This window comes from Flavobacterium ustbae, from assembly GCF_003946915.1.
Taxonomy (GTDB): Bacteria; Bacteroidota; Bacteroidia; order Flavobacteriales; family Flavobacteriaceae; genus Flavobacterium; species Flavobacterium ustbae.
Genome location: NZ_RPOC01000004.1, coordinates 216,054 through 235,701, shown reverse-complemented (window position 1 = coordinate 235,701; position 19,648 = coordinate 216,054). Strand labels below are relative to the sequence as shown.

The window sequence follows — 19,648 nt, the reverse complement described above, 5'->3', positions numbered from 1 at the left end:
GTTTAAATAATAAAAAATGCCTCTTAAACTTAAGAGGCATTTTTGTTTTTATAATTACGCTAAGTGAGTCTAAGTTTTAATGTAAATAACTTTGCGAGCTTAGACTTCGCTCAGCCTGACAGTTTTGTTTTTATATGTCCTTTCATTTAAAAGTTACATTTAGAGAACTTAACTTAAAATTCCTTATATAACTTATATGGTTCAAAAAAGTCCTATTTAATTCCCAATCTAGATTTTAGTTTCAAAAATAAAAGTCCGATTCTATAAGCATCTTCAGAAGAAGAATTTCTATCACTTTTTGGAATCTTATAAATTTCGCATAAATCGTCAAGCGAAAACTGTTTGTCATTTATATCTGTAAGTTTTCGGTACATTACATCAACATCTAGAGCTTCATTTTTCAAACGTCCGCAATCTAGACGTTCCAAAGCAGCGTTGAGCATCTCGATGTCAAAATTAATATGATGCCCAACTAAAATAGAATTTCCGATAAAATTCACCAAAGCTTCAAGAGCATCTGGTTCCGGCATTTTCATCATTTTGCTTTCTATGATAAATTCATTAGAAAGTCCGTTATCCTGAAGATATTTGTATTGTAGCAAAACAGTTTCGAAATTTTCTTTAATAACTATACTGTCGTCAATAACCGAGAAGGCTCCAAGAGATAATATAACATCCTTATCCGGATTTAATCCAGAAGTTTCGGTCGATAAAACAACAAACTTATTAGGTCTGGTTTCGAATTTAGTTAAATAGTCCTTCCAGAAATCTGGATAATCTTTATTGATATTTTTAAGCCAGTCTAGCATATTTTATGAGAATTGCGTCAATTGAAATTTACTTTTAATCAGTTCCTCCAGATCTTTCATTGGCGATAATGCATTTTTTAATTTCTCTTTGTCAGATTTTGACATTTCTCTCAAATTAATATATTGGCCAGAGTCATCGTTTTTTAATCCTTCAACAGTTCTAAATTTAGAAAGTGTTAAGAAAGCTTCTGCACAGCTTAAATAAATCTCAGCATTTTTAGAATCTGTAATTGCTAATTGTTTGAATCTCAAATATGTGTTTTGAATTCCTTTTATATTGGCATTCAATATCAATAAACGAGCTCCGTCAATTAATGGCATTAAAGCTCTTGTTTTAATGTCAAACTTATCTTTATGCGGACCATCCTCTTCGGTTATAAATTTCTTAAAGAAGCTTAAAGGAGAATTTCTTTTTAAAGCGTCGTTTCCTAAAAAGTCAAAGAATAAAGTATTGTTTACAGCATTCTTAAAAATCACACTTTCAATCGCTTCTTCAATTTTTGCTTCTCCAAAAACAATTTCATAATCAAAGAAAATACTGCTCAAATCATTACTATTTTCACCTGGAGTATTCATCCAGCTATTGTATTGCTTTGTCCAGTCACTCAATGACTTACACCAAAGCATGTTGCTTCCCATATGTCCATTTGGACAATAATCATAGCCTACTTTTTCTAGTATAGAAGTGGTGCGTTTGGCCAATCTTAAGAAATAATCTTTTACTTCTCTATATTTCTCAGGCGTCACATCTTCAAAAATTAAAATACTGTCTTGGTCTGTAAGTAATAATTGTTCTTTACGGCCTTGACTTCCAATGCTTAACCATGCAAAACGTGCAGGAGGGGAGCCTAAATCTAAAATAGATAATTCAACCGCTCTTTTAATAATAGCTAAGTTGATTTCACTAGCAATATTACTTACGTGTGAAATCGGAATGTTTTTCTGAATCGAATTCTGAATCAAATCAGATAAACGATCACGTATTTGTTTCAGGTCTTTTGGAAGCTGAGAACGCTTAATTTCTTTAATTAATACACCAGGGTTACTAGCTTGTGCCACAATAAGATCGTGTTCAGAAATAATTCCTTTCACGATAGATTTGCTTGTACCGTCTTTGGTCACACATAAGTGAGTTACGTTATGTTTTAGCATAAGCAATTGTGCTTCTGCCAAAGACACATTTTCTAAAACAGTAACAACTGGAGACGACATTATTTTGTCGATAGTTTCAGTAATAGGATAGCGTCCAGTTGCAATTTTTGATGATAAATCGGCATTGGTAACAATACCAATTGGATGATTTTTTTCGCAGATTATAATGTTGTCTAACATAGAATCTGTCATTAAAATTGCAACATCCTTAATTATAGAATTAGATTGAGTTGTTAAAGGTGAATTATTATAATTAAGTGACTGAATATATTGCATTTCTGTCTGCTGATCAATATAATCGGCGTCAGAAACCAGCTTGCCATTAGAGTTCATGCTGTCTTTGGTGTGACGAGAATTTACAGCGAAACTCTCCAGCAAGAAATTTAAAACATCAGAATTATTGGCAACAAATGGTCTAAATACAGCGATCGGAATAGCATAAATAATGCTTTCTTCACGGGCTTTAGCCGTCATCATATAGTTGTTTTTAGCAAAAAACGGACGCAAACCAAAAATATCACCTTCATGGCATTTGTTTAAAATGGTTTCTTCAGCATCGGCAATGGTTGTAAGATTAATGACACCAGAAGCTACAACATAAAAGTTTTCATGAAGCGGATCGTTATTTTGAAATAATACCGCATGTTTTTCTAAATTAATGACACGAATATTCGTAGCAATATCTGACAATTCCTGAAAAGTTAGATTGTCAAATGGTTTGTATTCTTTTAAAAAATCTGCAATATGCTCAGCAACTGTATTCATATATGTGATAATTTATTTTTAAAGTATCGAATGTAAAAATAGTAAAATAAAGTCTTACAATGAAAGTATCTTTAGCAGAAACTAATTATTTTAAAGAAATGTTAAAAGATAATGATTATAAGACCTTAAAAAGTTTTTATGTTTTGAAAATTTGAATATTTCGAAAAATGAACCATTCATAAAGCTATTGATAATTTTTGTGTATTTGAAAATATTTTAGAATAAAAATTATATAGCGCATTTATGAGCGATTTTAATTTCACTTAAAAAAATGTTTAATAAACCAAATCTAGCGATAAATTATAAAGGCTGATTTTTCAATATTTGAAAATTATTTAAAAATAAAATCATACAGCGTATTTATAAAGGTTCGAATATTCAATCAGGAAATTAAATTTTTAAAAGTAGTCTAACAGAAGTAGAGACTTTAAATTTTCTAGGAATCAAAATAATTTAAATCAAAAGTTGCACAGCGCACTTATAGGAGGGTTTTTAAAATATTCTATTTTACATAATATAAATTATAGTTCAAATAGAAATAACTCCGAGAAGGAGCTTATTCGTATAATTTCTTTAAAATCATCTCTTTTGGGACTAAATCGCCTCCGCCATTTTTAGTGAACTGAATTACGGAATCTTCTACAAATAAAACGGCGCTTGATGTAATGCCGTTTTTATCTTTAAATTTTATCTGCGCTTTATCGCCATGCGGATACACATGTCCGGAAACTTCTAAAATTCCTGAATTTAAATCTTTGTGTTCGCTTGTAACTTCGGCAGTTCCAAAAATCTTATAATTAGATTGTGCAATTGTAATCGTAAAAATATATTCTTTCTTGCAGTCTTTGCATTTTTCATTTCCCCAAGTTCCTGAGAATTTATTTTGCTGTGCAAATGTTTGTAACGAAATTAAAAATGCCAGAAAAAGAAATTTTTTCATTGTAGTTTGTTTTATTAAAATCTGAATCAAATATAAATCAAAAAAGCATCACAAGTTTGTGACGCTTTTTCTAAATTCTACAAAAATTTATAATTTTTTCAAATAAACCGATTTTCCGTTTAATGATACATCAATCTGATTGTTCTTTTCATTAAAAGTAGTTCTAAGTGCATTTCCATTAAAAATAGTTACATCTCCGTATACATGTCCTGTTTCGCTTGAAACATAGTCAAACAATACTTTTTTGTTTTCAGGTCCAATTCCGAGTTTATAACTAGAAAATTTGGTTCCTCTCAGATCAAAATCTTGTTGTGTATCAATAATTTTTCCATCTGCGTAGAAATTCGTTACCGATTTACTTAGCGTAATATCAGGATAGTATTGGTTTACTTTTTTAAGGAGTTCATATTGCGCAATGCTCGCTTCTTCTTGTTTAGATATAATGGTTTGAGCAAACGACATTGTTGTGCATAAAACTGCTACTAATAAAAGGTACTTTTTCATAATTTTAATTTTAAGATTAATAAATAGTTATGCCGAATAATACAGACAATTACTTTAATTTATTGTTATAAACTTCTTCAAGTTATACAACAAGATATGAAATCTTTACCTTTGCAGAAAATTATAAGCCATTTTTTAAGATAATGACAACAAAAAAATATATTCAGCTTATCCTGATATTAGGTTCTTTAACAGCTCTTGGTCCTTTCTCAATTGATATGTATTTACCTGGTTTCTCGGGAATTGCAAAAGATTTAAATACCACAGTTGCTAAAGTTTCGATGAGTTTATCCAGCTATTTTATCGGAATTTCTGCTGGACAATTGCTTTATGGGCCTTTATTAGACCGTTTCGGGCGCAAAAAGCCTTTATTTATTGGACTTCTAGTTTATATTTTAGCTTCATTAGGTTGTATTTATGTAACTGATATTGACGCTTTTATATTGCTTCGTTTTGTTCAAGCCATTGGTAGCTGTGCTGCAACGGTGGCTTCTGTAGCCATGGTTCGAGATTTATTTCCTGTTAAAGATATTCCAAAAGTATTCTCGCTTTTAATGTTGGTTGTTGGACTTTCTCCAATGCTAGCGCCTACTGTTGGTGGTTATGTTACAGAAGATCTTGGCTGGCATGCTGTATTTTTTATTCTGATGTGCATGGGAATCGCAATTTTGGCAGCTTCACAATTCGGACTTCCGGATACTTATAAACCAGACACTTCGATTTCATTAAAACCAAAACCAATTATTTCTAATTTTCTTTCTGTTTTAAGAGAACCACAATTTTACACGTATGCCTTTACTGGAGCAATCGCTTTTTCTGGTTTGTTCTCTTATGTGGCCGCTTCACCTCTAGTTTTTATGGATATTTATAAGGTGGATGCTAAAACATACGGATGGATTTTTGCTCTTATGTCAGTTAGTTTTATTGGATCTAGTCAGTTAAATTCTATGCTTTTAAAACGTTTTTCTAGTGAACAAATGATTTTTGGAGCCTTGATTTCGCAATCTGTTATAAGTATAATATTCTTGATTCTGGCTTTAAATGATCTTTTAGGATTGTATCAAACCATCGGGATGTTGTTCTTGTTTTTGGCTTGTTTAGGAATTTCAAATCCCAATACTGCAGGATTAACGCTTGCTCCTTTTGCTAAAAATACAGGAAGCGCTTCTGCATTAATGGGCGCAATTCAGCTAGGAATTGGTGCTTTGGCTTCATTTGCAATTGGTGTTTTTGTGAAAAGCTCTGTAACTCCAATGGTTGCCATTATGACGACTACAACGATTACAGCATTTATTATTTTAAATATCGGGAAACGTTTTATTAAAAATAAAGTAGAATTATCTGATAGCGATGATGTTATGATTGGACATTAAAAAATAAATTCCAATCTTTTAAATTCCAAATTCCAAAAAAAATAAAAATTCCAATCTTTTAAATTCCAAATTCCAAACTTCTTGTGAATATCTTAAATGTAAAAGCCAAAATCAAATGATTTTGGCTTTTTTATTGGAATTTGGAATTTTAAAGATTGGAATTTAATTTCAGTTTTGTGCCTTTTTATCAGGTCTAATGATCATTCTAAGCGATTGATCTTTTGCGAAATAGGCTACCATCCAGTTCCAGAACGTATTCAATCTGTTTCTATAGGTTATTAATGAAATTAAATGGATAAATAGCCAGATAATCCATGCGAAAAATCCTTTGAAATGCCATTTCGGACTTGGTAAATCTACCACTGCTTTTGCTTTTCCAATAATAGCCATTGAGCCTTTGTCTTTATATTCAAATCCTTTAAGCGGTTTATTGGTAACCATTGCTTTAAAATTCTTCGCTAAGTTTAGTCCTTGCTGAATTGCCACTTGAGCAACTTGAGGATGTCCGTCAGGGAAATTTTGATCTCCAGATAGAATAGCCGTATCACCAATAGCATAAATATTTTCTACGCCATTTACTTTATTGTATTGATCTGTTGCCATACGTCTGCCTCGACCATAACTTTCTTTTGGAATTCCTTCAAATATTTTTGCAGATACTCCGGCAGCCCAAATTAAGTTTTTGGTTTTTATGGTTTCTCCGTTTTCAAATATTACAGTATCATCTACGTAGTCTACTACTTTAGTATTCAGTTTTACAACAACTCCTAATTTTGTTAAAGCATCTAGCGTATCTTTCTGAGATTCTTTACTCATTGGCGCCAATAAGGCATCTCCTCCATCGACTAAATAAACGTTACTTGCAGATGTGTCTAATTCTGGATATTCTTTTAAAAGGATACTTTTACGCATTTCGGCAAACATTCCAGAAACTTCTACTCCTGTTGGTCCACCTCCAGCGACTACAATGGTAAGCAATTTACGACGCTTACGCATATCCTTACAAATAGCAGCTTTTTCAAGATTTTTAAGTAATGTATTACGCATTACGATGGCATCATTTAAGGTTTTCATCGGAATGGCGTTTTTCATAACGTTTTCCATGCCAAAGTAACTCGTTTCTGCTCCAGTGGCAAAAACCAGATAATCGTAATCCAATTCTCCATTACTCAAAGTAATTTTCTTTTCAGCTGGAGAAACAGAAACTAATTCGCCTAGACGAAACTGAAGATTTTTTTTGCCTGCAAAGAACTTTCTAAAAGGATAACTAATGCTCGAAGGCTCTAAAAACGCAGTGGCAACCTGATATATAAGTGGTGGGAAAAAGTTATAATTATTCTTGTCTACAAGAGTTACTTGTATTTGAGGCTGATTTACAAGCTCTTTCGCTAGATTAAGTCCTGCAAACCCTCCTCCAATAATGACTATTTTCATATATATTGTATTAAGTAGGATTATAAAATAATTCCTTATAAATATACAACTTTAATATACAATGACAATTGTCATATTTATTACTTTTTGAATTTTTTAACTGTTTTTTCAACTATATCGATTTTGTTATGTAAGATATAATTGGCCATTAATTTCTCGATTAGTTCTTCTTTAGTTAAATGATGAAAAACAGTTTTTACTCGCGTTTTTAAATCTTGTGCAAGTTCATGATTTGGTTTTGTTTTGAAAATCTGTTTTGCCCATAAAAGCATATTATTTTCTTCCAAACTTGCTGCGGAAGGTTTTTTGAACTCAGAAAATTTAATTCCTAATTCTCTTTCAAAATCTGCAATTTCAAATACTTCTTCTTGCTGTAAAACAGTTAATGAAAGTCCTCTTGCCCCTGCCCTTGCGGTTCTTCCGCTTCGGTGAACGTAGTTTTCGTACGTATCAGGAAGGTGATAATTAATCACATACGAAATTTCTTTTACGTCTATTCCTCTCGCTGCCAAATCGGTTGCAACTAGAATATTAATATGCCCTTCACGGAATTGCTCCATAATACGATCACGAATTCCTTGCGTTAAACTGCCGTGAAGCGCTCCAGAAGAAAATTTATTAATCGCTAGATTTTTAGCCAATTTATTAACTGCAGCTTTGGTTTTACAGAAAATAATTCCTCTTTCTCCCTCTCGAGAATTCAAGAAATGCATTAAAACTTCCAGTTTTTCAATAGGATCAACCACAATATATTCGTGATCAATTCCTTCGTTACCAACAGTTTCCATATTGGCACTTATCTGAACTACATTTTTATTCAAATAATTTTGAATCAGTTGTTTTATAGTTCCAGGAAGTGTTGCCGAAAATAATAAAGTACGATGCTTTTTAGGCAATTCGGCAATAATTTCGTCTAGACTTTCTTTAAGAATTGCTACCATTTCGTCGGCTTCGTCCAAAACTAAATATTCAGCTTGCTTAATGTTGATGGCTTTTCGCTGAATCAAATCGATTAAACGTCCAGGCGTTGCTACTACAATTTGAGCACCTTCTTTTAATCTTTCGATTTGCGGTTTTATTGGAGTTCCCCCACAAATAGAAGCAATAGATATATTAGGAATATATTTTGAAAAACTTTCTAGATTTCTAAAAATCTGCTGTCCTAATTCTCTTGTTGGAACCAAGATTACGACTTGAACCTCAGGAGATTCTGTATTGACCAATTGCAGCAATGGCAATCCAAAAGCGGCTGTTTTTCCTGTTCCAGTTTTGGCTAAACCTACTATATCGTGAGTTTCTTCCAAAAATAAAGGAATCGTTTTTTGTTGAATTTCTGTAGGTTCAACAATATTTAATTCGCTTAAAGCTTTTAAAATTGGAGCTGAAATTCCTAATGTTGAGAAGGGTTTAGACATGAGTATTTTAGTTTTTTTGTTTCACGTTTCATGTTTCAAGTTACATAGAAACTTAATAAGTTGAAAGGAGAAATTGCATTTCTTCTGAAATGCGATTTCTCCTTTTGTATTATATAAAATGTTTTAGATTCCAACAACTTGAAACATGAAACCTGAAACAACTTAAATTTTTATCAATCCGGTTCGTTCATGATTTTCTCACGATATTTTTTACCGATTAATAAAGTCAATCTTTGTTTGTAATCGTCAACCAACCATTCGCGGTAGTTTTTACTGCATTGGCTCAAACATTTTGAATAACGTTTTATACGGTCTTCGATATCATCTTCCAATTCTCTAGCCAGCATTTTAGCCTCTTGAAGTGTTTCTGTATTGTCTACACACATTCCAGCATGCTGATCTAAAGATTTGTCTAAAACAACTTTAGAACGAAGATTTTGCTTAATGATTAACTTGTGTTCTTCATCTACGTCAAAACTAACATCGGCTGTTTTACTGAATTTTGCTCGCAATTCTGGCGGCATGCTATATTTAAAGAACAATTCAATTTCGTGGTCATCACGTAAGTTTTCTAAGTAAAACTCAGGAGATTTAAAGATATGCTGCCAGTTTACAGGATCACTCCATAAACCAAAACGCGCAGCATTATTACCTAAATCGATAACCGTAAATTCGTCTTTTCCGGGTAATTTACGAGAACCACGACCAATCATCTGGAAATATAAAGTCAATGATTTTGTTGCTCTGTTTAAGATAATAGTCTCTACAGTTGGCTCATCAAAACCAGTTGTCAAAATTCCGACAGAAGTCAAAATTGCGTCTGGGGTCTTTTTAAACCACTGTAAAATATCTTTACGCTCTTCAGAACTGCTTGTATTGTCTAAGTGTCTAATATCATAGCCTGCTTCTCTAAATGTTTCATATACATATAACGAAGTATGAATACCGTTATTGAAAATCAAAGTTTTCTTTCCTAAAGAACGCTCTGTATACGCGTGAAGCAGTTTTTCCTGCATCAAAGTATTCGTATACAAATCATCTGAAGATTTTACAGTATAATCACCATTAATACCAACTTTTAACGAAGTTAAACCAACATCGTAGCTATAAGTTGTTGCTTTGGCTAAGAAACCTTTCTCGATCAATGATCCAATAGTGTCACCAACAATAAGTTCGTGGTAACTTTGGTGCATTGGCAATTTTATGTTCGAACTCAAAGGCGTTGCTGTTACTCCAAGAATAAATGCATTTTTAAAGGAGTTCAATAATTTTCTAAATGAGTTGTAATGTGCCTCATCAATAATAACCAAACCAATATTGTCCAAATGAAGTTTTTCATCGTTAATACGGTTTTTTAAAGTCTCAACCATCGCCACAAAACAAGAAAAATCATTTTGGTCTGGCAGCTCTTTTACTTTACTATTAATTATTTTGTTTGTTACACCAAAACCTGTAAGCATTTTAGAAGTTTGTTTACAAAGTTCAATACGGTGCGTTAAAACAACCACTTTTTTATCATTATGAGATAAATAGCGGCGAACGATTTCAGAAAATATTACTGTTTTTCCTCCTCCCGTAGGAAGCTGATACAGTAAGTGATGTTTGGGAGGAGCATTGTCTAAACGGTCAAAAATAGCGTCTATATCGCCTTTTTGGTATGCATAAAGTTCTTTCTTATCTTCTCTTTGTATTTCTAAAGTGTTTTGAGACATTGTTTATTTTTGGATTTTTGCAAAAATACACCGAAAAAACAGTTATTCATCTTATTTTAACCTAAAATAAATATTTTTTTTGAATAAAGATTTTTTATGAGAAGGGGTTTTAGTAGTCGATTTTCTCCAAAATAGCACTAAAATCGTACTTATTCTTCCATTTTTGCTCTACAGTTTCGTTTTGAATTGCGTTAATTCGCAATTTAAAATCGTTAAAAATTCCGTTTGAAACGACAAAATTGACTGCTTGCTCAAAAGAATTTAAAATACTTTTGTAAAATAATTCCTGCTTGATGAAGTTTTGAGAAGAAAACGTTTGCGCAATTTCGATATTGTAAAGCATAATATCGGCAACAACGTACGAATCGACACCCAACATTATAAAATGCTTAATTAGTTTTTGAGCAACCGATCTTCGCATTTTGGCTTTTGGTCGCCATTTTGCTTCAGGTTTTTTTATCGGAAAATATTCGTGCGAGATTTTAACCTTTGCTTCCTGCAGCAATTTGTCTTCTTTCGGATTAAAAACAAAATCATAATATACTTTTACCGGAGCAAATTTCTCATACAATTCTATCAATTGTTCTTCTAATTGCTCTTTGGTTAACTCGCCTAAATACTTTTTTAAATCTCTTTTGCTCATACAGTAAAGGTAATTTTTATTTTTTTATCCCGAAACTTCGGGACCAAATTCCAAAATTTATTCGCACTTTTTGTCTTCCTTACAAAATAAAAAATGCTGTCAAAGTACAAGTTAAAACTAATTTAATTTTCAATTTTTAAATCCTAAAATCAATACATAATGCCTAATTTTGCTGCTGTAAAACTTAAAAAATACATACATGCTCAAGCTTTTCAAAATCACTGCCATTTTAGAGGGAATCTCTTATTTAGTATTGTTTGCTAATATGTTGATTATCAAAAACAACAATCCTGAACTTTACCATACATTATTACGTCCGTTAGGAATGACACACGGTATTTTATTTATCGAATATATTCTTTTAGCCTTTTTATTGAAAAAATCCATGAATTGGGATTTAAAAACTTTTGCAATCATTTTAGTAGCTTCTCTTATTCCGTTCGGAACTTTTTATATAGAGAAAAAGTATCTTGAAAATGCATAAGCTTTTGGAGAAAATATTCAATTTTTTATATCCATTATTTAGAGATTGGGGAATGAGCCGTAATGTGGCGTCTTATACCAGCCTAATCTTTAATATCGCTATTTTAATAGCACTCGCGTATGTTATTTATTACGCAGCCAAATTTATTTTAGTTACCCTAACTGCTGTTTTTGCTCAGCGTACAAAAACCAAGTTTGACGATTATTTAATTCAAAACAAAACTACTAGATATACGGCTTATTTAATTCCGTTTTTCTTTATCTACAAAGCGGTTCCCGTTATTTTAGATAAATACGAATATTGGGAATCTATGTTTGGAAAAATCGTAGGTATCTATATTGTATTGTTAGGATTATGGATTGTAAGAACCGTTTTTAATTCGTTACGCGATTATTTAAAGCAGAAACCAGAATACAGTGATAAACCAATCGACAGTTTCGTTCAGGTTATCATGATTGTGCTCTGGATTTTCGGTGTTGCCATGATTATTTCGACTTTGTTCGGAATCAAAAAAGGTGAATTGCTAACGATTTTAGGAACACTTTCAGCCATTATCATTTTAATTTTTAGAGATACGATTTTAGGTTTTGTTTCGAGTGTTCAAGTTGCCATAAACGATATGGTGCGTATTGGTGACTGGATTACGATGGATAAATTTGGTGCTGATGGAGATGTGATCGAAATCAATTTAACGACTGTAAAAGTTCGAAATTTTGACAATACGATTACCACTATTCCAACTTATGCTTTAAGTTCCGATTCGTTTCAGAACTGGCGCGGTATGCAGAAATCTGATGGAAGACGTATTAAAAGACATGTTTTAATAAAAAGTAGTACGATTCGTTTTTTAAATGACGAAGATTTGCATCAATTGCGAAAAGTACAGCTTATTAGTTCTTATATTGAAAGCCGCCAAGCGGAAATTGACCGATACAACGATCTTCGAGGAATTGATAAAACGCTTTCGCTAAATGGCCGCAATATGACCAATTTAGGATTGTTTAGAAAATACATCATGCAATATCTGCACGATCACCCTGGTTTGAATAAGAATATGCATATCATGTGCCGACAGTTGCAATCAACTGCACACGGAGTTCCTTTGGAAATTTATGTGTTTTCAAGTGATAAACGTTGGGCCAATTATGAATATATCATGGCCGATATTTTCGATCATGTTATGGCATCAGTAAGGTACTTCGATCTTGAAATATTCGAATTGCCTTCTCAGATTGGTTCTGTGGATTGATATTTTAACGCAAAGGGCGCTAAGTTTTTTTGTCAAACTGCTTCTATATAAAAATACAAAGTTCGCAAAGCTAGATGTATAAAGCTTTGCGAACTTTGCGTTTTCTAGAAGATTTAATATGTAAAAAAATTTGCGCCCTTTGCAGTAAAATTTAGCCACAGATTTTACAGATTAGCACAGATTTAAATCCTTTTAATCAAAATAATCTGTGGCAAAAATTAAACACAAAGCTTTGCGAACTTAGCGTTTGTGCTACGTCTAGCTTAAAAGAATCTTAGCGACCTTTGCGATAAAAAAATCATTTCTTAACCTCTTCAAAAACGAAATCGGGATTTTTATAACTCAAAGTTCCTGGATAAAAGCAAGGAAGATTCATATACGTTCCAATTGCGCCTTTTCCTTGAATAAGCTGTTTATTCTTTTTTAATAAAGCCAACGGAATTCTTTTCCAGCTTCCGCCTTGCGAAATAAAATGATAATCTCCTCGCAAAGTATCACCGTTTATATTGCCGCGAACATCTCCAGAATCTTTTCCAATTTTATTATAGAAAATTTCATAACGTCCAAAAAAACGTTTCTCGCTAATTTTTAAAGCCAAAATTGCAGTATCTTTTCCATTTACGGACTGATAATGCACCTCTTTATAGCTGTTTTCTTTAGAAATACAGGAAACAATCAGAAACAGACTGGATATAATTAAGATAAAAGATGTTTTCATGCTATTTTTTTTCAACTATAACGGTTTATAAATAATTTACATTTAAAACAAAAATAGACTTTTAGTATTTTATTTTTCGCTAAATTTAAATAAAAACCACCATGGAAGACAGAGACACTTTTTTAAGAGAATTCAGAGGCGAAACTTTAGGAACCGTAAGTGCTCAATCTTCACCAGATGAGATCTTTCAAAACCAGACAATCAGGCCGATTCTAAAATTGCAAAACGATTTGTTTTTGGCAGTTTTTATAAATTATATCAATAAAAACAAACGAGATTTCTATTCTTATTCGGTAGAAAAGAAACTTCAAACTATTGAAAATTCCATTCAGAAGGATATTAAATTCAGAAATTCGTTAAAAGGAATCGTAATGGCTCTTTTTACGATTGAGGAATACGATACGTATATTCAGAATTCTTCTAATTTAAATAAGCGAATGATGAATTTGGTTATTGAAAGACTGAAATCTAAAGTACAGCTTTTTGAGGTAGAAGTTAAATAAAGGTGCTAAGCTAATGAGCTACTAAGATTCTAAGTTTTTCTGTTCTGAATCATACTACTTAGCATTTAAAAAAGCCACAGATTATAAGATTAAAAGGATTTTTAAAATATAAACCCGACAGGTTTCAAAAACCTGTCGGGTTTAACAAATCCAGCTTTGCGAACTCACTCAGCGCACTGATAAACACAAAAACTTAGCGCTCTTTGCGTTAAAAAATACAGAGATCAAAAAAGATTTCAAAATATAAACCCGACAGGTTTCAAAAACCTGTCGGGTTAACAAATCTAGCTTTGCGAACTTATTCAACGCAAAAATAAACGCAAGCTTTAAAAAAAAATCTTAGCGCACTTTGCGTTAAAAAAGATACGCAAAAGCTTAATATTTTAAAAGCTCAAACAGAGCTTCCTCAAATCTATTTCTAGGTAAAAACTGATCTTCCAAAGCTTTAGTAAACGGAATCGGAGAATCTAAACTTGCTACACGTTTTACAGGAGCGTCTAAATATTCAAAACAATTTTCCATAATTAAAGCAGAAATATCGCTTGCGATTCCGCCAAACATAGTGTCTTCTTGATAGATAATCGCTTTTCCAGTCTTTTTAACCGACTCAAAAATAGTTTCAGTATCCAAAGGCTGTAAAGTTCTTAAATCAATTAAATCGGCATCAATTTCTGGATTGTTAGCCAATGTTTCTAAAGCCCAATGAACTGGTGCTCCAAATGAAATAATAGTTACCGATTTTCCTTCTTTAACCAAAGCGGCTTTACCTAAAGGAATGGTATAATAATCTTTAGGAACATCTTGATAAATACTGCGATACAATAATTTATGTTCGAAGAATAATACCGGATTCGGATCGTTAATAGAGGTATTTAAAAGCCCTTTTGCATCATAAGGAAAAGCTGGATAAACTACTTTTAAACCTGGAGTTTTGGTAAACCAAGCTTCGTTGGTTTGCGAATGAAATGGTCCAGCTTGTGTTCCGCCGCCGCAAGGCATTCTAACCACAACATCGGCATTTTCGCCCCAGCGGTAATGCGATTTTGCCAACAGATTCACAATCGGATTAAATCCTGTAGAAACAAAATCGGCAAATTGCATTTCTATAATAGCTTTATATCCATTTATAGACAATCCCATTCCGGTAGAAACAACAGCGCTTTCGCAGATTGGTGTATTTCGAATTCGGTCTTTTCCAAAGGCATCAACAAAACCTTCTGTTATTTTAAAAGCTCCTCCATATTCTGCAATATCCTGCCCCATAATCACTAGGTTTTTATGGCGCCACATAGATTGCTCTAAACTGTTTCTAATGGCATTTATAAAACGAATGTTTTCTACTTCTTCTCCATGAGTATACTCTTCATAATCAAAAGGTTTGTATACATCATCTAACTCTCCGTTGTAAGTTGGTTCAATTTCAGGTTCGGCATTTGCCATAGCCCAATTTTCATCAATTTCCTTTTTTATTTCAGCGTGAAGTTGTTCATCTGCTTCGGCAGTCAGAATTCCGTTTTCGGTCAAATATTTTCTATAATTGGTAACAGGATCTCTCAATTCCCATTGATCCATTAAATCCTGCGGAACATACTTTGTGCCACTCGCCTCTTCATGCCCGCGCATTCTGAAAGTCTTAAATTCTAATAAAATCGGACGCGGATTCTCTTGCATTTCTTTCTTAAGCTGAGACAATTTATTATAAACTTCCACAATATTATTTCCGTCAATAATCCAGCTTTCAATTCCGTAACCAATACCTTTATCGGCAAGGTTTTCACAAGCGTACTGTTCGTTAGTCGGTGTCGAAAGTCCGTAACCATTATTTTCAATAATAAACATTACAGGCAGTTTCCAAACGGCTGCAATATTTAAAGCCTCATGAAAATCGCCTTCACTTGTAGCACCTTCGCCAGTAAAAACAGCGGTAATTTTTTTATTGTCTTGAAGTTTATTGGCTAGTGCAATTCCATCAGCAATTCCTAATTGCGGACCCAAATGCGAAATCATTCCAATAATATTGTATTCTTGAGTTCCGAAGTGAAAACTTCTATCGCGGCCTTTTGTAAAACCATTTGCTTTTCCTTGCCATTGCGAGAATAAACGATGAAGCGGAATTTCTCTAGTAGTAAAAACTCCAAGGTTTCTATGCATTGGAAGAATGTATTCTGATTGGTCTAAAACAGTGGTAACCCCAACAGCAATAGCCTCTTGCCCTATTCCCGAAAACCATTTGGAGACTTTTCCCTGACGAATCAAGATGAGCATCTTTTCTTCGATCAGTCTTGGTTTTAATATTTTTTTATATAAATCTAATAACTCGGCGTCAGTAAGGTTTTGTCGGTAAAAAATCATGTAATTTTTTGTTTTTTAGTGTTTCAAATATAACAATTTGCGTTAATTTTATAGGTTTTGGGAATAAAAATTTAATTCGAAGCAAGCTTTAATGCCTGAGCGTAAGATTATTTTCTAAAATATTCTATACCTTTGTTAGCGAAAGGTACTTATGACACCTTTCTTTCTTTAAATAAAAAATGTAAAGTATGCAAAACATTCCTAGTGTAGACTTACGTGATTTCCTTTCGGACGACCCGAAACGTAAACAAAAATTTGTAAATGAAATCGGCAGTGCATTTGAAAACATTGGCTTCGTAGCCTTAAAAGGTCATTTTCTTGATGATCAATTGGTAAACGAACTTTATGGTGAAATTAGAAATTTTTTCGCCTTGCCAATAGAAACTAAGCATAAATATGAAATTCCTGGAATTGGCGGACAAAGAGGCTATGTTTCTTTTGGAAAAGAACATGCTAAAGGACGAAAAGAAGGAGACTTGAAAGAATTTTGGCATTTTGGACAATATGTTGACAAAGATTCAAGATGGGCTTCTGAATACCCAGACAATGTTGAAGTTACCGAATTACCACGTTTTAACGCAGTTGGTAAAGAAGCATATCAAAAACTAGAAAAAACGGGTGTTTATGTTTTAAGAGCTTTGGCTTTACATTTAGGTTTGGATGAGTTTTATTTTGACGAATATGCAAAAGAAGGAAACTCTATTTTGAGACCAATTCATTACCCTCCTATTACTTCTGAGCCAGAAAATGCTATTCGTGCGGCAGCTCACGGCGACATCAACTTGATTACACTTTTGATGGGAGCTCAAGGTAAAGGATTACAGGTTCAAAATCATGATGGCGAATGGATTGATGCTATTGCGCAAGATGACGAATTAGTGATTAATGTTGGAGATATGTTATCTCGACACACAAACAATAAATTAAAATCTACAATTCACCAAGTGGTAAATCCGCCGAGAGAATTGTGGGGAACTTCACGTTATTCAATTCCATTTTTCATGCACCCAGTAAGCGATATGCGTCTGGATTGCCTTGAAAACTGTATTGATGAAGAAAATCCAAAGAAATTTGAAGATATTTCTGCTGGTGAATTCTTATACGAACGTTTAGTAGAATTAGGTTTAATTAAAAAGTAAAATTTTTAAATTTCTCCCGAAGCCTCGGGATTAAAAAATTCCAAATTCCAAACTCGTATTGGGATTTGGAATTTAATTTTTTATATTTATTCGAATTTATTTTAGCATAAAAATTTATGGATTTAAAAGATCAATTAAAAAATCTATTTCCAGATCACGAAGAATCGAATGAGTCTGAACAAGTTGAAGAACAAGAACACGTTCTCTATGTTCAGAAAGAACCTATGATTTGTAAATTTGAAAAAAGAAAAGGAAAAGCAACGACTATAATTGAAGGTTATGAAGGCTCTAACGAAGATTTTAAAATCTTAGCCAAAGAAATTAAAACCAAATTAAGCGTTGGCGGAACTTTTAAAGACGATTCGATCATAATTCAAGGCGATTATCGAGATAAAATTATGGCAATCTTAAAAGAAAAAGGCTTTAAAACCAAACGTGTTGGAGGATAAAAAATGAAATTCCAAAAGATAAATCCCAAATTCCAAATACGTAATGCTTGGAATTTGGAATTTCAAAAATTGGAATTTTTTGAAGAACCTTTGAACCTTTGTACCTTAGTAACTTAGCACCTTAAAAGAAATGATCCAATCATCAGAATTAATACTTAATCCAGACGGGAGTGTTTATCACTTAAATCTTCGTCCAGAACATATAGCACACGACATTATTTTTGTTGGTGACCAAAATAGAGTAGAAAAAATTACTCAGTTTTTCGATTCAATCGAACATTCTGCTCAAAAAAGAGAATTTAAAACCCAAACGGGTATTTATAAAGGAAAAAGAATTTCTGTTGTTTCTACAGGAATTGGCCCAGATAATATTGATATTGTGCTAAATGAGCTTGATGCTTTGGTGAATATTGATTTAGAAACGCGTCAGCAAAAAGAAAATTTAATTTCGTTGAATATTATTAGAATTGGAACTTCGGGTTCGTTGCAGGAAGATATTCCGGTTGACAGCTTTGTAATGTCTAAATTTGGTTTAGGATTAGATAACATGCTTCGCTCCTACTTAATCGACGATGTTTCTATTACAGAAATTGAAGATGCGTTTGTAAAACATACGAATTGGGATCCTAAGAAAGGAAAACCGTACGTAACGCAATGTTCTGAAGCATTGGAAAAATTAATTGAATCTGATCGAATTTTTAAAGGAATTACTGCAACTGCTGGCGGATTCTACGGTCCGCAGGGAAGAGTTTTGCGTTTGAATATTCAGGATGAAGAATTAAATAATAAAATGGATAATTTTAGTTTTAATGAAACTAAAATCACTAATTTAGAAATGGAAACGGCAGCTATTTATGGACTTTCTGCTTTGTTAGGACATAATGCACTATCGTTGAATGCAATTATTGCAAATCGTGCAAGCGGAACTTTTAGTAATGATCCGTACAAAGCAGTCGATGAGCTAATTGCTTATACCTTAAACAAGATGGCAGAGAAATAATTTTAAAAAACGACAATAAATTCAGATGCATTTGAGAGTTGCACGGCATACGAATAATCTAAAGGAAATTGAAAACTTCTATGTCCATGTTTTAGGATTTGAACGTTTAGGAGGTTTTCAAAATCACAACAATTATGATGGCGTTTTTATAGGAAAACCAGATTTAGATTGGCATTTCGAATTTACGCAATCTGTAACAAAGGTGGCTCACGTTTTTGATGAAGATGATATATTGGTTCTTTATCCGGATACAATTAGAAAATACAATTTGCTGTACATGCAAATTATGGATCATAATATTGAATTTATTTGAAGCAGTAAATACATACTGGAATGAAAATGGAAGAATGTTTCTTGATCCAGACAGTTATCGCATCGTAATTTCGCCATTAAAAGCAACAAAATTAAATTAAAGAATGGAACAGGAAACTCATAAAAAAATACTATTTAAATATTATAGTGATTATCTAGACGAAGTAGTATCTGAAACGATGTGGGCAGAAATTATAGATTTGGAGAAAGGTCTTTTTAAACTGGATAATATTCCATTTTTCGGGCCTTTGATTGCTACAGATGATCTTTTTTATGCTGAATTTGATGAAACAGAAGAAAAATTCATGCACAGAAAGACCATTCAGAATTCTGGAAATTCGATTGTGCAAATAGCTATTTTAGAAAAAGGTTTTGACAAAGAAATTATTCGAGAAAAGTTAAAGGCAATTAATTGTTTGTCGGAAGCATTAAACGATACCTTTTTTGCTGCAGAGATTGGCAAAGATGTTGATTATTCTTTGGTAAGAAGCATTTTGAATGAATATGAATCTCAAGAAATCATTGAATTTGCAGAACCTTGCCTTTCAGAAAAACATAGGGCAGATTTATTAAAAAATTAAAATTTAATCTAAACACATAGAAACATAGATTTTTTATTGTTTGTTTTTAAGATTACAGAAAAAGCAAGCTTTAACACATAGTCCCGAAGCTTCGGGATGGACTGAAAATAGTGA

The 19,648-nt window shown here is 32.7% G+C and carries 20 protein-coding genes; 10 read left to right on the top strand and 10 right to left on the bottom strand.

Annotated elements, in window-relative coordinates; all coding sequences use genetic code 11:
- Positions 1–212: 212 nt before the first annotated feature.
- From EG814_RS08330 to EG814_RS08315, 4 genes are all read right to left on the bottom strand, one after another.
- Positions 213–809, bottom strand: a complete 597-nt coding sequence (locus tag EG814_RS08330) for a 3'-5' exonuclease (protein WP_125720809.1) — start codon at positions 807–809, stop codon at positions 213–215.
- Between the two features lie 3 nt (positions 810–812).
- Complete coding sequence (locus EG814_RS08325; protein ID WP_125720807.1) at positions 813–2,726, bottom strand: DUF294 nucleotidyltransferase-like domain-containing protein; 1,914 nt, start codon at positions 2,724–2,726, stop codon at positions 813–815.
- 556 nt (positions 2,727–3,282) lie between these two features.
- Positions 3,283–3,666 (bottom strand): hypothetical protein, encoded by a 384-nt coding sequence (locus EG814_RS08320; RefSeq protein WP_125720805.1) that lies wholly within the window; start codon positions 3,664–3,666, stop codon positions 3,283–3,285.
- Between the two features lie 87 nt (positions 3,667–3,753).
- Positions 3,754–4,170, bottom strand: a complete 417-nt coding sequence (locus EG814_RS08315; protein WP_125720803.1) for a hypothetical protein — start codon at positions 4,168–4,170, stop codon at positions 3,754–3,756.
- 143 nt (positions 4,171–4,313) lie between these two features.
- Here EG814_RS08315 and EG814_RS08310 point away from each other — a divergent pair, with 143 nt between their 5' ends.
- The gene (locus EG814_RS08310; protein ID WP_125720801.1) at positions 4,314–5,543 is read left to right on the top strand and encodes a multidrug effflux MFS transporter; all 1,230 of its coding nucleotides are present in this window, start codon (positions 4,314–4,316) and stop codon (positions 5,541–5,543) included.
- A gap of 168 nt (positions 5,544–5,711) precedes the next feature.
- On the opposite strand, the gene EG814_RS08305 is transcribed toward EG814_RS08310, so the two are convergent.
- The 4 genes from EG814_RS08305 to EG814_RS08290 all read right to left on the bottom strand — a co-directional run bounded on the left by EG814_RS08305 (position 5,712) and on the right by EG814_RS08290 (position 10,747).
- Positions 5,712–6,977, bottom strand: a complete 1,266-nt coding sequence (locus EG814_RS08305) for an NAD(P)/FAD-dependent oxidoreductase (protein ID WP_125720799.1) — start codon at positions 6,975–6,977, stop codon at positions 5,712–5,714.
- Positions 6,978–7,057: 80 nt separating this feature from the next.
- A complete protein-coding gene (locus EG814_RS08300) occupies positions 7,058–8,392 on the bottom strand; it encodes a DEAD/DEAH box helicase (RefSeq protein WP_125720797.1) in 1,335 nt (444 codons plus the stop codon).
- A gap of 173 nt (positions 8,393–8,565) precedes the next feature.
- Positions 8,566–10,104, bottom strand: a complete 1,539-nt coding sequence (locus tag EG814_RS08295; RefSeq protein ID WP_125720796.1) for a DEAD/DEAH box helicase — start codon at positions 10,102–10,104, stop codon at positions 8,566–8,568.
- A gap of 109 nt (positions 10,105–10,213) precedes the next feature.
- A complete protein-coding gene (locus EG814_RS08290; protein ID WP_125720794.1) occupies positions 10,214–10,747 on the bottom strand; it encodes a DUF6155 family protein in 534 nt (177 codons plus the stop codon).
- Between the two features lie 199 nt (positions 10,748–10,946).
- Here EG814_RS08290 and EG814_RS08285 point away from each other — a divergent pair, with 199 nt between their 5' ends.
- On the top strand, positions 10,947–11,231 hold the full coding sequence (locus EG814_RS08285) for a DUF3817 domain-containing protein (protein WP_125720792.1): 285 nt from the start codon (positions 10,947–10,949) through the stop codon (positions 11,229–11,231).
- On the top strand, positions 11,224–12,480 hold the full coding sequence (locus EG814_RS08280; RefSeq protein WP_125720790.1) for a mechanosensitive ion channel family protein: 1,257 nt from the start codon (positions 11,224–11,226) through the stop codon (positions 12,478–12,480). The genes EG814_RS08285 and EG814_RS08280 overlap by 8 nt, the downstream gene beginning before the upstream one ends.
- A gap of 298 nt (positions 12,481–12,778) precedes the next feature.
- Here EG814_RS08280 and EG814_RS08275 read toward each other — a convergent pair whose 3' ends face one another.
- Positions 12,779–13,198, bottom strand: a complete 420-nt coding sequence (locus EG814_RS08275) for a hypothetical protein (RefSeq protein WP_125720788.1) — start codon at positions 13,196–13,198, stop codon at positions 12,779–12,781.
- A gap of 101 nt (positions 13,199–13,299) precedes the next feature.
- Here EG814_RS08275 and EG814_RS08270 point away from each other — a divergent pair, with 101 nt between their 5' ends.
- Positions 13,300–13,701: a glyoxalase gene (locus EG814_RS08270; protein WP_125720785.1), complete on the top strand. Its 402-nt coding sequence runs from the start codon at positions 13,300–13,302 to the stop codon at positions 13,699–13,701.
- A gap of 375 nt (positions 13,702–14,076) precedes the next feature.
- Here the strand turns inward: EG814_RS08270 and EG814_RS08265 are convergent, their stop codons facing one another.
- Positions 14,077–16,053 (bottom strand): alpha-ketoacid dehydrogenase subunit alpha/beta, encoded by a 1,977-nt coding sequence (locus tag EG814_RS08265; RefSeq protein ID WP_125720783.1) that lies wholly within the window; start codon positions 16,051–16,053, stop codon positions 14,077–14,079.
- Positions 16,054–16,241: 188 nt separating this feature from the next.
- Between EG814_RS08265 and EG814_RS08260 the strand changes: the two genes are divergently transcribed.
- The 6 genes from EG814_RS08260 to EG814_RS08240 all read left to right on the top strand — a co-directional run bounded on the left by EG814_RS08260 (position 16,242) and on the right by EG814_RS08240 (position 19,534).
- Complete coding sequence (locus EG814_RS08260) at positions 16,242–17,192, top strand: isopenicillin N synthase family dioxygenase (RefSeq protein ID WP_125720781.1); 951 nt, start codon at positions 16,242–16,244, stop codon at positions 17,190–17,192.
- A gap of 116 nt (positions 17,193–17,308) precedes the next feature.
- The gene (locus EG814_RS08255; protein WP_125720780.1) at positions 17,309–17,641 is read left to right on the top strand and encodes a translation initiation factor; all 333 of its coding nucleotides are present in this window, start codon (positions 17,309–17,311) and stop codon (positions 17,639–17,641) included.
- A 130-nt stretch (positions 17,642–17,771) separates the two neighbouring features.
- A complete protein-coding gene (locus EG814_RS08250; protein ID WP_125720778.1) occupies positions 17,772–18,641 on the top strand; it encodes a nucleoside phosphorylase in 870 nt (289 codons plus the stop codon).
- A 25-nt stretch (positions 18,642–18,666) separates the two neighbouring features.
- Positions 18,667–18,954 carry a VOC family protein gene (locus EG814_RS08245; protein WP_235830934.1) on the top strand — a complete coding sequence of 96 codons (288 nt, stop codon included), beginning with the start codon at positions 18,667–18,669 and terminating at the stop codon, positions 18,952–18,954.
- Positions 18,860–19,054 carry a hypothetical protein gene (locus tag EG814_RS21335; protein ID WP_394343507.1) on the top strand — a complete coding sequence of 65 codons (195 nt, stop codon included), beginning with the start codon at positions 18,860–18,862 and terminating at the stop codon, positions 19,052–19,054. Before EG814_RS08245 ends, EG814_RS21335 begins: the two co-directional genes overlap by 95 nt.
- Before the next feature lie 3 nt (positions 19,055–19,057).
- Positions 19,058–19,534, top strand: a complete 477-nt coding sequence (locus tag EG814_RS08240; RefSeq protein WP_125720776.1) for a DUF4265 domain-containing protein — start codon at positions 19,058–19,060, stop codon at positions 19,532–19,534.
- The last annotated feature ends 114 nt before the right edge of the window (positions 19,535–19,648 follow it).